15 protein-coding genes and 1 pseudogene are annotated in these 13,778 nt (G+C 71.7%); 7 read left to right on the forward strand and 9 right to left on the reverse strand.

Translation table 11 applies throughout. The features are described from left to right. Positions 1-372 precede the first annotated feature (372 nt). The 3 genes from AB0G56_RS16875 to AB0G56_RS16885 form a co-directional block, all read right to left on the reverse strand. Positions 373-1,422 (reverse strand): MerR family transcriptional regulator, encoded by a 1,050-nt coding sequence (locus tag AB0G56_RS16875; protein WP_360969772.1) that lies wholly within the window; start codon positions 1,420-1,422, stop codon positions 373-375. Positions 1,423-1,427: 5 nt separating this feature from the next. After that, entirely contained in the window at positions 1,428-2,105 is a 678-nt protein-coding gene (locus AB0G56_RS16880) for a HEAT repeat domain-containing protein (RefSeq protein ID WP_360970079.1), read from the reverse strand. 199 nt (positions 2,106-2,304) lie between these two features. Continuing rightward, positions 2,305-2,691, reverse strand: a complete 387-nt coding sequence (locus tag AB0G56_RS16885) for a nuclear transport factor 2 family protein (RefSeq protein ID WP_360969774.1) — start codon at positions 2,689-2,691, stop codon at positions 2,305-2,307. 100 nt (positions 2,692-2,791) lie between these two features. Between AB0G56_RS16885 and AB0G56_RS16890 the strand changes: the two genes are divergently transcribed. Then, complete coding sequence (locus AB0G56_RS16890; RefSeq protein WP_360969776.1) at positions 2,792-3,508, forward strand: TetR/AcrR family transcriptional regulator; 717 nt, start codon at positions 2,792-2,794, stop codon at positions 3,506-3,508. Here AB0G56_RS16890 and AB0G56_RS16895 read toward each other — a convergent pair. After that, positions 3,486-3,869: a hypothetical protein gene (locus tag AB0G56_RS16895; protein WP_360969777.1), complete on the reverse strand. Its 384-nt coding sequence runs from the start codon at positions 3,867-3,869 to the stop codon at positions 3,486-3,488. The genes AB0G56_RS16890 and AB0G56_RS16895 overlap by 23 nt on opposite strands. Before the next feature lie 228 nt (positions 3,870-4,097). On the opposite strand from AB0G56_RS16895, the gene AB0G56_RS16900 reads away from it, so the two are divergent. From AB0G56_RS16900 to AB0G56_RS16910, 3 genes and pseudogenes are all read left to right on the forward strand, one after another. Beyond that, positions 4,098-4,385: a hypothetical protein gene (locus AB0G56_RS16900; RefSeq protein ID WP_360969779.1), complete on the forward strand. Its 288-nt coding sequence runs from the start codon at positions 4,098-4,100 to the stop codon at positions 4,383-4,385. A gap of 324 nt (positions 4,386-4,709) precedes the next feature. Continuing rightward, a complete protein-coding gene (locus AB0G56_RS16905; protein WP_360969780.1) occupies positions 4,710-5,627 on the forward strand; it encodes a hypothetical protein in 918 nt (305 codons plus the stop codon). A 125-nt stretch (positions 5,628-5,752) separates the two neighbouring features. Next, positions 5,753-6,064: pseudogene (locus AB0G56_RS16910) on the forward strand (alpha/beta hydrolase); the annotation flags it as partial. A 68-nt stretch (positions 6,065-6,132) separates the two neighbouring features. On the opposite strand, the gene AB0G56_RS16915 reads toward AB0G56_RS16910, so the two are convergent. The 3 genes from AB0G56_RS16915 to AB0G56_RS16925 all read right to left on the reverse strand — a co-directional run bounded on the left by AB0G56_RS16915 (position 6,133) and on the right by AB0G56_RS16925 (position 9,475). Beyond that, positions 6,133-6,927 (reverse strand): SDR family oxidoreductase, encoded by a 795-nt coding sequence (locus AB0G56_RS16915; protein ID WP_360969782.1) that lies wholly within the window; start codon positions 6,925-6,927, stop codon positions 6,133-6,135. 293 nt (positions 6,928-7,220) lie between these two features. Continuing rightward, a complete protein-coding gene (locus tag AB0G56_RS16920) occupies positions 7,221-8,045 on the reverse strand; it encodes an aldo/keto reductase (RefSeq protein ID WP_360969784.1) in 825 nt (274 codons plus the stop codon). Positions 8,046-8,170: 125 nt separating this feature from the next. Next, entirely contained in the window at positions 8,171-9,475 is a 1,305-nt protein-coding gene (locus AB0G56_RS16925) for an MFS transporter (protein WP_360969786.1), read from the reverse strand. A 224-nt stretch (positions 9,476-9,699) separates the two neighbouring features. Between AB0G56_RS16925 and AB0G56_RS16930 the strand changes: the two genes are divergently transcribed. Both AB0G56_RS16930 and AB0G56_RS16935 read left to right on the forward strand, forming a co-directional pair. Next, positions 9,700-10,170, forward strand: a complete 471-nt coding sequence (locus tag AB0G56_RS16930) for a MarR family transcriptional regulator (RefSeq protein WP_360969788.1) — start codon at positions 9,700-9,702, stop codon at positions 10,168-10,170. A 151-nt stretch (positions 10,171-10,321) separates the two neighbouring features. Next, positions 10,322-10,948, forward strand: coding sequence for a GNAT family N-acetyltransferase (locus AB0G56_RS16935; RefSeq protein WP_360969789.1), 627 nt, complete (start codon positions 10,322-10,324; stop codon positions 10,946-10,948). Between the two features lie 159 nt (positions 10,949-11,107). On the opposite strand, the gene AB0G56_RS16940 is transcribed toward AB0G56_RS16935, so the two are convergent. Together AB0G56_RS16940 and AB0G56_RS16945 are read right to left on the reverse strand one after the other, a co-directional pair. Beyond that, on the reverse strand, positions 11,108-11,782 hold the full coding sequence (locus tag AB0G56_RS16940; protein ID WP_360969791.1) for a helix-turn-helix domain-containing protein: 675 nt from the start codon (positions 11,780-11,782) through the stop codon (positions 11,108-11,110). Between the two features lie 16 nt (positions 11,783-11,798). After that, complete coding sequence (locus AB0G56_RS16945; protein WP_360969793.1) at positions 11,799-12,557, reverse strand: SDR family oxidoreductase; 759 nt, start codon at positions 12,555-12,557, stop codon at positions 11,799-11,801. Between the two features lie 313 nt (positions 12,558-12,870). On the opposite strand from AB0G56_RS16945, the gene AB0G56_RS16950 reads away from it, so the two are divergent. Further along, positions 12,871-13,743: a DUF4132 domain-containing protein gene (locus tag AB0G56_RS16950; RefSeq protein WP_360969795.1), complete on the forward strand. Its 873-nt coding sequence runs from the start codon at positions 12,871-12,873 to the stop codon at positions 13,741-13,743. The last annotated feature ends 35 nt before the right edge of the window (positions 13,744-13,778 follow it).

Below are 13,778 nucleotides of genomic sequence, written 5' to 3' on the forward strand. Positions count from 1 at the left end.
GCGCGTCAGCGTTCCGTCAAAGCGGCGCCGGGTGGCGTCAGCGTCCCGTCAGGGCACGTCAGGGACCCCGGGGAGCGGGCATGACGTCGAGGGCGAGCCCCGGTCCGCCTCCCCGCGGCCGGGGCGTCCCCAGCCCACTCGCCCGAGCGGATCGTGCTGCACGGCAACGCCCGCGTTCTCGACCAGCGCGGGCTCCGGCTGACCGGCCGGCACTGCCACCTGGGCTCCCAGGTCACGACCGTGAGGCCGTACCTCGTCGCTGTCCGCCGCATGGTCGGCGTTCAGGAGTCTCGTAGGTGGGGGCAGCGTGAAACCGGCCAGACGGTGCTTCACGCCCCCGTCCCGTCCCTCCACGCATATCCCGGAACCGCTTCAGGAAGACCCCGGTCCCGTGTGTTGCCCCGTCCGACGCAACTGGAGAACGTAGGCCGCGGTGAGGGCGATGGCGCGGTCATCGTCGTGTGTGAGTTCCGCGAGGGCACGGGACGTGGTGGGGCCGGGCACGCCCGCCAGGGCATGTGTCAGGCTCAGCCGCGCGGACGACGTGAGGGTGTCGTGGGCGAGGCGGTCGACGAGCCGGGCGGCGATCGGCTCCGCCAAGGCAGGGTCGGCCGCCAGGTCGCTCAGCGCATCGGCCGCGCTCGCGCCGTTGGTCTCCTGGACGATCATGTCGATGAGCGTCGGGACCGCCTCGGCCGCTCCCCGTGTCCCGAGCGCCAGGGCGGCACACCGGCGGACCGAGACCTCGGAGTCCGCGAGGGCGGCGCGCAGCAGCGCGGTCGGCGTCCCGCCCTCCGCCGTCGCCTCCCCGTCCCCCAGCTCGGCGATGCACTGGACGGCGCGTGCGCGCACCTCGGCGGCGGGCGAGTCCAATCCCTCGGCGAGCAGGGCCAGCGCGTCGCCGCCGGAGTGCGCCAGAGCCCAACGAAGGGTCCCGGCGACGTTCGGGTCCGTCTCGCTCAATGCCGCCTCGACCAGGGCTTCCACCGGCATCCGAGCCTGCTCGACGGAGGACAGGGCCGCGCGCTGGCGCTTCCCGGCGCTCTGCGACCCGAGGGCGTGCACCAGGGCGACGCTGCAAAGGACGTCGTCCCAGCCGGCGGGTTCCGCCGCACCGATCCGGCACAGCCGTGTGAGCAGTTCCGTCTCCTCCGCGATGCGCTGCCGGGTCCGGCGGACGAGGTCGTCGACGAGCGCCGAGGGTTCGAAACCGGGGTCGTCCAGCGCGCGTGCGACATCGCGCAGCGACAGCCCTAGGGACCGCAGGCTCTCGATGTGGAAGATCCGCTGGATGTCCTCGCCGGAGTACTCCCGGTACCCGGTGCCGGTACGAGCGTTCGGCCGCACCAGGCCGAGCGCCTCGTAGTGCCTGAGCATACGGGCGCTGACCCCGGACCGCCGTGCCACTTCGCCGATCAACACACGTATCACTCCTCCTGGCCGGTCGTTCCGAGGGCTACGATGCGCCTCGCCTCCCCGATCGCGAAGTCGTGTCCGGCATCCGGGTCGCGCAACAACTGTTCCGTGCCGACCGCGTGCCCGCGCACCCGGGGGTCGGTGTGGGCCGTCGCCGCACGCAGGACAGGCATGACTGCCGCCTCACCGAGCGCGATCAGCGCCCGGCTGAGGCTCAAGTGCATCTCCCGTCCGCCGCGCCCGAGTTGTGTCGCCAGGACTTCGGCCAGCGACGGGGCTTCCTCCTCGGGCACGAGGACGACCGCTGCCCGCCAGGCGCACCGCGCGACCTCGTCGTCGCCGTCGGTCAGGAGCGACCGGGTGATCGCCGGCCATGCGTGCCGGTCCCCGATCTTGGACAGCGTGTGCAGCGCCTGGCTCCGCGCCTGCGGCCGCTCGGAGCGCAGTTCGGCGATGAGCTTGGGGAGCGTCGTCGAGGACGGGTGGCGGGTGAGCGCCCAGGTGAGCATTTCCCGTACGTACGGTTCGGGCTCGGTCGCGCACTGTTCGACGAGTGTGTCGACGAACCGCGGGTCCGGGGTCGTACCGGCGGCGAGCGCGGCCTGCAACCGGACGGACGAACTGCCGTTCTCCAGCCCACGGACGACCCGCTCGGCATCGCGCACCGAGTCCGGTACCGAGTCCGGCATCGGTTCCCGTACCGAGTCCTGCATCGGTTCCCGTACCGGGTTCCGCATCGGCTGCGTGCCGTCTTCCGTTTCCGCCCTGATCATGGGGACCACCTCCTGCGCCGCAGTGAAGACCTTGTCACCGTGTCAAGGTCAAGCAGGCGCGGGCCGGTCGGGCGGGTAGGGCCGGCTGGGCCGGTCGGGCGGTCGGTGAAGGTCCTCAGACGAAGAACGCGTTCATGCCGGGGACGTCGGACAGGTACGTCTCGATGCTCGCGATCCTGCCGTCGCGCAGGCGGCAGACGGTGGACAGGTGTTCGTCCAGCCGGAGTTCGCCCCGGCGGGCGGTGTTGTGCAGGGACAGGGCCAGGTTCTCGCGGCTGACCAGGATGTGCAGCAGTTCGAAGTCGAGGCCGTAGGAGGCGATCTTCTTCGCCCGCTCCACGACCTCCTCGGCGCCCTCGGCCGTACCGGAGACGGCGTTGTCACCGGGAAGCGTCCACGTGGCGTCGTCGGTGAGCAGAGCCCGGATGCCGTCCCAGTCGCCGGCGGTGAGGCAGGCGTGGAACGTCTTGCCGAGCTGGTGCTGGGCCTCGTGCTGGTGCATGGGTCTCCTCCTCATGGAGTGCTTAAAGCGGTGATCACCGCTTTAAGCACTCTAGAGGGGCCGGGCGCTAAAGCGCAATTCGTTGCTTTAAAATGAGGGGATGCCCCCCAAAAGCAAAGACAGCCGCCCCGGAGGACGCAGCGCCCGGGTACGCGCCGCTGTGCACCAGGCGACCGTGGAGCTGGTCCAGGAAGTCGGAACCGACAAAGTGACCCTCCCCGCGGTGGCGCGCCGCGCCGGGGTCAACCCCAGTTCTGTCTACCGCCGTTGGGGGACGACCTCCGCCCTCCTGGCGGACGTGGCCGCCCGGCGCCAGGACGAGGGGACGCCGGAGCTGCTCGGTGAGCTGCGCAAGGACCTCGAACGGGCCGCCGTGTGGACGCTCACCGACCTGTCCCGGCCGGGAGGCGTGGCGTTCTTCCGCGCCGAAGTCGCTCCCGACGTCGACGAGCGCCGCGCCGGGCTGCGCGAGTGCCTGGAGCGGGTCAGCACCCGGTTCCACGCGGCCCTGGCGGCCGCGGCCCGGCGCGGCGAGGAGACACCCCCGTTGGAGCGGGTGCTGGAGCGGGTGGTCGCGCCGCTCTACTTTCGGGTGGTGTTCTCGATTCCGGAGACGGACGAGGAGTACGCACGTGGCCTGGTCACCGAGTTGTGTGACTGGGGTGCCGCCGCTGCCGCTGCTCAGGAACCGTCCCTGGCCCAGGACACGGGTGCACCCACGGGGCAGCCCGTACGCGAGACGTACGCCCCGCCCGGTGACGCCCGCCCGGTGACACCCGCCAGTGACACCCGGGTCAGTGGCCCCGGTCCACGGTGAAGGCGGCGTGGAACCCGCGGCCGTCCGGGCAGTTGCCGTCGACGCCCCACTGCGACAGGCGCCCGACGGGGTCGGGACCGCCGGAGGTGAAGTTCTCGGCCGGGGCGATCGTGGCCTGTCCGGTGTAGCCGGCGCCCTGGGTGCGGCGCAGCGTGACTGTGCCGTTCTTGAAGGCCTGGGACGTGGCGTCGACGGTCTCCGCCGTGCCCGTGTCGCAGCTGGCGCGAACCGTGACCGTGCTCCCGGCCTTGACCGTCGTCGGCGACACCTGGGCCGCCGGGTCGGCCTGCGCCCCGGGGGCCAGCAGGCCCACACTCAGGGCCGCCGTGATGAAGGCGATCGGAGCCGTTGTGCCGCGCATGTGCCCTCCTCGTTGCCGGACGCTTTCGTTCCAGTGCAGGCCCTGCCTGGTGGGGCGGCACCTTCACTAGGCCGAATGGGTGATACGCCCGTTCGCCTCCGAGGGCGCCCTCGGTGGCGGTGCCCGGCTTCCGGGGGGAGGGTGGTGTGCAGGCACCAGGTTGGTGTGCAGACACCAGCGCGCGCCGGGTCGCTGGGCGGTGCGCCAGGGGCAAGGGAGTTCCAGGACATGGGATCGATGCGCTCGCTCGCCGGAACAGCCGCAGCAGCCGCACTGCTCGCTCTTCCCGTCGCCGTGCTCCCGGCGGCCGCCGCCACGACCGACGACTGCACGAGCGCGCAGGCCGCCGCGGACCGGGCACAGAAGGATTTCGACCAGACGAAGAAGGCCTACCAGGACCAGATCGCCGCAGGCGGGAACCCGGGCGCCGCCGAGCGCCAGGAGCTGGCGGACGCCGATGTGCGACGCAGTGTGACCGCCGCCGAGGCCGAACGGGTCTGTGACAGCGCCACTTGACAGGGCGTCCGGCGCATGGAACGGCGGAATCCAGTGGTTTGGGACGGGTGATCGGGGACATGCCACTGTCTGTCGTGACGGCAGGCGTGAGGCAGGCGTGACGGCAGAACGGCAGAACGGCAGATGTCCGGGGCCGGGGAGGCTCTGGCCGAGGAGGGGGAACGGACCGTGCGTACTCGCACACGAGCCACACGAGCCACACGAGCCACACGAGCCACACGCGAAGAACGCGAAGGACGAAGAGGACGAAGAGGACTAGAAGGGCGAAGAGGACGAGAAGGGCGAGGAAAAGGGAGCAGACGCGGCGGCCGGGGTTCGTCCGGCGTGCTGGTCGGCCTCGTCGTCCTGGCTGCGGCGATCGGCCTGACCGCAGGGCTGGTCTCGCCCGCCGAGGCGGCCACCGCGGCGCCGGTCGCCGTGACGAAGTACAGCCACACCAGCGAGAACGGGAACTGGGTCGGCCAGGGCGGCAGCGTCGCGTACACCCCGAAGACGGCGACGATCACCGTCGAGGGGACCGCGGAAGCGCTGACCGCGCGGATCGAGAACGACACCGACTGGTGGACCGTGGAACTCGCGGCCCCCGCGGGAGAGAAGCTGCACCCGGGCGTCTACCGCGATGCCGAAAGGGCGGGCTTCGCCACCGGCCGGGCCCCCGGTCTGGACGCCAACGGCCAGTCGCGCGGCTGCAACAGGGTCTACGGCCAGTTCTCGGTCAACCAGATCACCACCGACGACTCCGGCGCGATCAGCATGCTGGACGCCACCTACACCCAGCGCTGCGAGGCGCCGGACGCGCCCGCGCTCAAAGGGGTGATCAAGTACCGCGCCTACCCGCTGTCCTTCTCCTACGCCAGCGAGCCGGGCGACTACGTCGGGCAGGGCCGCACCGGCACCCACACCGGTGCCACCAGCCTCTTCTCCCTCCGTCCCTGGGGAGTCGGCGGCCTGTCCTTCGAGGCGTCCGGCAAGCGGGAGAACTGGTCTGCCCTCCTGGTCCCGCCCACGGGCGAGGTGTTCGAGCCGGGTCACACCTACACCACCGAGCGGAGCAGCGGCCCCGGCACGGCGGGGCTCGACGTGTCCGGCTTCGGCGGCTGCAACGCGAGCAACGGCTCACTGACCATCACCAAGCTGGCACGTGACACCGGCGGCACGGTCACAGCGCTTGCGGCCACGTTCACCCAGCACTGCGAAGGAGCCGCACCGGCGCTGCACGGGACGATCCACTACTACGCCTGAGCACACGTGCCGTCCGCGCGGCAGGAGCGAGCCGCCACCGCCACGCTGCCGATACCTGGCTACCGGCCGCCACGTTGCCGATATCCGGGTGCCGGCCGCCACGCTGCCGACGCCCGGGTGCGCGCGGCGACCCCGCCGCCCTGCGTGAACTGGCCGCCCGAAGCTACGACCGGGCCTACTACCCGGCCGGAGTCGGGCGGCAGCTCGGAGTGATGATCCTCGGCGGCTCACGCGCCGACGCACTCCGCGGGCTCCAGGTGCCGACCCTGGTGATCCATGGCCTGGACGACATCCTGATCGACCCGAGCGGTGGGGAACGCGCCGCCGAACTGGTGTCCGGAGCGGAACTGCGCCTGATCCCCGACATGGGGCACGACCGCCCGCGGGAACTGTGGAACGAGATCATCGACGCCTTGGACGAGCACACCGCCCGCTGACCGCGCCCCGACCGAGAAGGCCCGCGCCCCGACTCGCCCCGTGACGTGGTCGGTCCGGCGCCCCGGCCTCAGGGGAGGATCGAGTCGACGTAGCCGCCGTCGACGCGGACGGCGCCGCCGGTCGTGGCGGAGGCGTAGGGGGAGGCGAGGTAGACGACCAGGTGGGCGATCTCCTCGGGCTCGATGAGGCGTTGCAGGAGGGACTGGGGACGGTACTTGACCATGAACTCGTGCTGCGCCTCCTCCCACGGCAGGGTGTCGCCGACCAGTTCGCGGACGAACGACTCCACGCCGCCGGTGTGCGTCGGCCCGGCGATGACGGAGTTGACGGTGACACCCGTGCCGGCGGCGTCCTTGGCGAACCCGCGGCTGACGGCGAGCAGTGAGGTCTTCGTCATGCCGTAGTGGATCATTTCGGCGGGGATGGCCACGGCCGAGTCGCTGGCGAGGTTGAGGACGCGGCCCCAGCCCCGTTCCTTCATGCCGGGCAGGTAGGCGCGGATGAGCCGGACGGCGGAGAGTACGTTGACCTCGAAGTAGCGGCGCCACTCGGCGTCGTCGATCTCCAGCGGCGGGGCGGCGCCGAAGATACCGAGGTTGTTGACGAGGATGTCCACCGCGGGCACGGCCTCCAGCACGGCGGCGGCACCCCGCTCCGTCGCCAGGTCGCCCACGGCGCCGGTGACGTCGCCGCCGCCCGAATCGGCCCGCACGGTGCGGACGGCCTCGGCGACGCGCTCCTCGCCGCGCCCGTTGACGGCGACGCGGGCGCCCGCGCGGGCGAGTCCCGTGGCGATGGCCTGGCCGATGCCCTGCGTGGAGCCGGTGACCAGGGCGGTGCGGCCGGACAGATCGATCTGCATGAGGATTCCCCTCGTCGAGGTGGTGGAGTCGCCGTGACGGTGTCCGAGCCCCGAAGACCTCGAGTCGCGAAGACTCCGAGTCGCGAAGACTCCGAGTCGCGAAGACTCCGAGTCGCGAAGACTCCGAGTCGCGAAGACTCCGAGTCGCGAAGACTCCGAGTCCTGGAGCGCCCGGTCCGTCCAGCCCGTCCAGCCCGTCCAGCAAGGGCGGAGGGGCCGGACGCTCCGGGCGGCCACGGCGGTCGGCTACCGGGCCTCAGGCTCCGTTACGGTCATCTCCCGTGCGTTGCCGGTCAGTTGAGGGTGTCGGGGTCCGGGCCGGTGCGCAGACCCCGGTCCGGACGAGCGAGGGCGTTCATGTCGGCGTCGGTGAGCTGGAAGCCGAAGACGTCGAGGTTCTGCCGGATGCGGTCGGGGGTGACGGACTTCGGGATCACGATGTTGCCGGTCTGCAGGTGCCAGCGCAGGACGACCTGCGCCGGGGTTACGCCATACGCCTCGGCGATTCCCACGATCGCCGCGTCACCGAGGACCGCTCCCTGGGCCAGCGGGCTCCAGGCTTCGGTGGCGATGCCGTGCTCGGCGTGGAAGGCACGCAGCGCGGTCTGCTGGAGGCCGGGGTGCAGCTCCACCTGGTTGACCGCCGGGGTGACGCCGGTGTGTTCCATGAGCCGCTGCAGGTGCGGGACCTGGAAGTTCGAGACGCCGATGGCGCGGGCACGCCCGCCGGCGAGGATCTTCTCCAGCGCCTTGTAGGTCTCCACGTACAGGTCACGGGCCGGGGTTGGCCAGTGGATGAGGTAGAGGTCGACGTGGTCGAGGCCGAGCTTGTCCAGGGAGGCGTCGAAGGCGTGCAGGGTGCGGTCGCGGCCCTGGTCCGCGTTCCACAGCTTGGTCGTTACGAACAGCTCCTCGCGGGGGAGGCCGGCGGCCGCGACGGCCTTGCCGACGCCGCGCTCGTTGCCGTAGACCGCGGCGGTGTCGATGCTGCGGTAACCGGCTTCCAAGGCGTGGGTGACGGCGGCGGTGGTCTCCGCGTCGGGGACCTGGAAGACGCCGAAGCCCAGCTGCGGCATGGTCACGCCGTTGTTGAGCGTCACGATCGGAACGGAAGTCATGAGGGGGCCTTTCTCGGGTCTTTCTGGTGGTGCCTTTTTGCGATGTGTTTTGGCGGTGTGCTTCTGGCGGTGTGCTTCTGGTGATGTGTGTCTGGTGGTGTGTGTCTGGTGGTGTGTCGCGGGCGTCAGGAGCGGGCGGCGCTCGGCACGGCGCCCGCGGGGTCCGCCCCACCGGCCCCGGCGCCGGACGCGACAGACCCGCCAGGCCCCGCAGCCACGGCATTCCCGGTGGTCCCGGCATTCCCGGCGGTCCCGGCAGTCCCCGCAGTGGTGGCGGCGCCCGCGGCGGTCCGCAGTTCAAGCCGGTGCGATACGACGGCCAGTGTCAGCGCGGCGGCGGCCAGGACGGCCCCTACGGCGTTGGGCGCGGCGTAGCCGAAGCCCGCCGAGATCACCAGGCCACCGAGCCAGGCGGACAGGGCGTTGCCCAGGTTGAAGGCGCCGATGTTGGCCGCCGAGGCCAGCGTCGGCGCGCCGTGGGCATGGTCCAGGACGCGCTTCTGCAGGGGCGGGACGGTGGCGAAGCCGAGGGCGCCGATGAGGAAGACGGCCACGACGGACGCGGTCTTGCCGGAGGCCAGGAAGGTGAACAGCAGCAGGACCAGTGCCAGGCCGCCCAGGGAGGTGTAGAGCAGGGGCATGAGCCTGCGGTCCGCGAAGCGGCCGCCGACGAGGTTGCCCGTCACCATGCCCAGCCCGAACACGACCAGCAGCCAGGTGACGGAGGATTCCGCGAAGCCGCTGACCTGGGTCGTCATCGGCGCGATGTAGGTGATCGCGGCGAACACGCCGCCGAAGCCGAGCACCGTCATGACCATGGCCAGAATGACCTGTACGTTCCTGAACGCGGCGACCTCGTGCCGCAGCTGGACCCCGTCCGGCTTGGGGACGTCGGGTACGAGTTTGGCGACGCCGGCCAGTCCGAGCACACCGAGGGCGGCGACGATGAGGAAGGTCACGCGCCAGCCGGCGCTCTGGCCGACGAGGGTACCCAGCGGTACGCCGACGACGTTGGCCACGGTCAGGCCGGTGAACATCATGGAGATGGCGCCGGCCTTCTTCTCCGGTGCCACCAGCTCGGCGGCGACGACGGAACCGATGCCGAAGAAGGCGCCGTGGGCCAGTGAGGCCACCACTCGGCCGATCAGCATGACGGCGAAGACCGGGGCGAGCGCGGAGATCAGGTTGCCGATGATGAACAGGCCCATGAGCAGCATGAGCATGTTCTTGCGGGTGATCCGGGTGCCGAGGACGGTCATGATCGGTGCGCCGACCATGACGCCGAGGGCGTAGCCGGTGACCAGGAAACCGGCCGTCGGCACGGACACGCCGAGGTCCGCGCCGACCTGGGGCAGCAGCCCCATGATGACGAATTCCGTGGTGCCGATTCCGAAGGCCCCCATGGCCAGGGCCAGGAGTGCGAGCGGCATGACGAGGGTCCTTTGCGTAGGTGAGGTGAGGTGAGGTGAGCTGGGTGAGGGCGGGGGAGACGCGATCACGGCGTGGATTGCGCCAGCGCCTTACGTGCGTCGACAATAGTTGCATGCGATGGTTAATGGCAAACGCGGGTATGATGAATGTCGTGATACGGCGGCAGGCAGCCCCTACCGGCCGCCCCACCGCTCGTACGAGCCGACCGAGGGAGCTGCTGCTCATGACCGCCACCGACCCGGCGCTGACCGCACTTGCGCACAACTGGTCGGCGCTCTCGCTGCTGCACGCGCGGATCGAGGGCAGCGTCGAACGCGCGCTCCAGGCCGCACACCGGTTGAGCGCACGCGAGTACTCGCTGCTGGACGTGCTGAGCCGCCAGCACGACGGCGAGGGCGGGCACCTGCAGATGCGGCAGGTCGCGGACTCGGTCGTCCTCAGCCAGAGCGCCACCACGCGGCTGGTGACCCGGCTGGAGGACCGCGGGCTGCTCTCGCGCTACCTGTGCCCCACCGACCGCCGCGGCATCTACACCGACGTCACCGACTCCGGCCTGCGCCTGCTGGAAGAGGCCAGGCCCACCCACGGCACGGCCCTGCGCAAGGCCCTCGACCAGGCCGCCACCGAGCCCGCGCTCGCGCCCTTGGTCCATGTCGTCCAGCCGTCATCACAGACCGCTGACCTGGCGGTTTGACCTCCGGTATGCCCTGCCCATATGACCTGCCGGTGTGACGTGCCGGTATGAGCAGCCGAATGGGCCGCCGCCGCACGCGATGAGCCGGTCAGCGGGCTCAGCGTTTCCCGCTCATTGCCAAGCCCCGTGCCGCGCAACAATCATGGCCGCCATGGACCGACCGAGCCAGATCATCGAGTGTGGAGACCTCGTCCTGCGGCGCTGGCGGGGGCAGCGCGATGCCGCCCAGGCGTTCAAGTTGATCGAGGAGTCCGTGGACCACCTGCTCCCGTGGATGCCCTGGGTCGCCCGGCACAGTGAGGAGAGCACCCGGGACTTCCTGGCGAAGTCCGAGTCGAAGTGGGCGAGCGGCGAGACGTACAACTACGCCCTCGACCAGGGCGGCACGCTCGTCGGCATGTGCCAGTCCCACCGTGCGGCCGAGCCCCCGGGGTGGCGGCTGGGCTACTGGCTCCACCCCGCCGCCGTCGGCCGGGGCATCGCCACGCGGGCGACGGGGGCCCTGGTGAACGAGCTGTTCGCCCTGCCGGACGTGGAGTACGCGGAGATCACGCACGATCTGGCCAACACCAGCAGTGGTGCCGTGGCGCGCCGACTGGGGTTCACGGAAATCCGGCGCGAGCGGACACCACCGCCCGCAGCCCCCTCCGGCTGCGGCATCGACGTGGTCTGGCGGCTGAACCGCCCCACACCGCCTCGCTCGGTGAGTTCAGCGCCGGCGGGAGTGCCGCATGCGTCCTTGCCGTGCGGCTTCTTCGACCCCCATCTGGCCGGCTGACCGGCCGCTGCGGGCCGCCCTCCGGCCGACGGCACGAAGGGCCGCGGCGTCCGGTGCCGGCGGCGCGCAGGCCGAGCGGGGCAGAAGGGTAGTGACCGGTCCGGCCCGGGCCACCCAGAGCGCGCCTCGGTCAAGTTCGGGCGCGGAGCCTTTCGGCCGTCATCCCTTCGGCGCCCCGGTCGCGTTCCACAGTTCGGACAGTTCCCCCCAGTGCGGCGCGGGGCCGGGCAGGACGCCGGGCTCGGTGGCGGCCTGGGTGCGGAGGCCGGCGAGGATCAGGTCCAGGTAACGCAGGTGCAGCGCGGTGGCGCGCTCACCGGTGACGGGGATCCGCACGCTGAGGTGTTCGAGCAGGAGCGGTACGTCGGCGGACGTGAAATCGGTGCGCAGCACCCCGGCCCGGTGTGCGCCGCCCACCAGCTCGTCGAGCGCGGCACGCAACCGGTCCCTGGCAGCCGCGATCTCCTCCGTGGCCGGCAGCCGGCCGCCGACCAGGGGGAGGAGCGGGCCGGCACCACCCTGGGCCGACAACGCGTCCCGCAGGAAGCGGACGAAAGCCGCCCAGGGGCCCGGCTCTTCCGCGAGGGCCGTCCGCGCCTGGGTGACCAGCTGTTCCATCCCCGCGATCCGCATGCGCTGCGCCAGCAGTTCCTTGCTGGGATAGCGGCGGTAGAGACTTCCCATGCCTATGCCGGCCCGCCGGGCGATCTCCGACACGGGGGCGTCCCAGCCGCGCTCGGCGAAGACCTCGCGCGCCGCTTGGAAGAGGCGGGCGTCGTTGCGGTCCGCCTCCCGCTGCCGGCCGCGCGGCTTGCCCGCGTGCGTGTCACCCATGACGCAGCATTCTCCCTTACGGGCGTGCCACGCCGTGCCCGCCGTCGACGGTGACGACCGAACCGGTGATGAAGGCGGCGTCCTCCCCGACGAGCATCGCGATCGCCCGGGCCACGTCCTCCGGTTCCGCGACCCGCCCGAGCGGGGTGCCCTCCGCCAGCCGCCGCTGGAACTGGAGCGGCATGCCGGCGCTGGCCTCGGTGCGGACGAAGCCGGGCGCCACGACGTTGACGTTGACGCCGAGCGGGCCGGCCTCGTACGCGACGAAGCGGGCGAAGGTGTTCAGCGCCGCCTTGGCGGTGCCGTGCGCGGCCATGCCCACGGTGGGCGGCCCGTCGGCCACGGCACTGGACACGTACACGATCCGGCCCCCGCCCTGCGCCTCCATGATCGGCAGCGTCCGCTGGGTGAGGGTGTGGGCGGATGCCAGCTCGCCCGTCACCTTCGCGTTGAAGTCGTCCCAGGTGAGCCTGGAGATCGGGGTCGGTGTGAAGCGAGCGCCGGCATTGCAGACGAGGACGTCCAGACGCCCGTCGACCGTGGCGCGCTCCAGCAGTTCCGCTGCCTGCCGGGGGTCGTGCACATCGGCCTGCACGGCCAGGGCCTCACCGCCGTCCGCCTCGATCCGCTTGACCACCTGGTCGGCCGCCTCCCGGTTCGAGTGGTAGTTCACGGCCACGCGGTAACCGCGGGCCGCCAGCTCACGCGAGGTGGCCGCGCCGATGCCCCGGCTGCCGCCGGTGACCAGCGCGGTCGGCTTGGTCGTCGCCTTCATGTGTGTCTCCTCCGTGCCGGTGAGCGGGTACGCCTCGTGCGGACCTTATCGGAGCGGAGCGCTCCGTTCAAAAGCGTGCCAGGCGTCCCCTACGACCGAAACCGGGTTACGACTCCGTCGTGTGATCGCGGTGGCGGCCGGGTGTGGAGTGGCACCCTGCCCGGCCGTCCCCGGGGGGCTGTCAGTGGGGGCGCTTAGTCTTTCGTCGTGGTCGCTGTGGAGCGGGCCGGTCCGGGCTGTCGGGAGTTCTGTGGTGCCTTGCGGGCCATCAGGGCGAGCACGACGGGCGAGACGAGCGGAGGGGCGGGACATCATGGGGTGGGTGGCGGCGGGCGACGACTACGAAATCGCCCTCGATCAAGGGCGGGTGGTGGCGCGGGCCGTGTCCGAGCCGTCCTCGGCGGCGGGGTCGCGGAGCCTGCCGGCGGAGCTGCGGGACCGTCCCGAGGTGATCGAGCTGGAGCGGCTCGCCCAGTGGCTGGAGCGGCACGCGGCCGACTGCGCGGCGCAGGTCGGCACCTGGGTGGTGTCGTCCTTGCCGGTGCCGACCGTTCTGCTGGCCCGGGTGTGGCCCGACGAGGCATGGCGGTCGGCGCTGCGTGACCTCGTCGTGGTCGGCGGACACCCGGACGAGGTCGGCTTCCTGCGGGACGCCGACGCCTCCGGCCACCTGCGGCTGGTGGCCCCGGACGGCGGGACCGTCGTCGTCCGCGCCCGCACCGTGACCATGCCGCACCCCATCCTCCTCCCCGAGCTGGAGACCCTGCGGGCACGCGCCGGCGAGCTGGGGGCCGTCCAGGGCGTCGAGCAGCTCCACCGTGCCGTGTGGCACAAGCCTGTCGGGCTCGACCCCGACGCCCGTGCCGTCACCGAGTTCGCGGGCGCCGAGTACAGCTCCTGGTTCCGCCTCTCCGCCCGTGCCACCGCCCTCGGTTACAAGGTCGCCGGGCAGTACGCCACCGACCGGATACGGGAGGCGGGGCGAGTCGTCACCGCGTCGGTCGCGATCGGCGACCCCTATACCGAGGAGCAGGCCTGGACCGGCGGCCTGGCCTGGGGCACTCGTCACGACGACCGGATGCCGTTGGCCGATGTCGGCCCGGTGGCCTGGTCGGAGGGCATGCGCATGGCCGCCGCCCTGCACGCCGGGGGCCGTAGCGCGTCCGTGGACGACGGCGCGGCGTGAACGGCGTGGCGCCACGGCGGCGCCTCGGACAACGC

This window comes from Streptomyces sp. NPDC021356 (assembly GCF_040641015.1).
Lineage (GTDB): Bacteria > Actinomycetota > Actinomycetes > Streptomycetales > Streptomycetaceae > Streptomyces.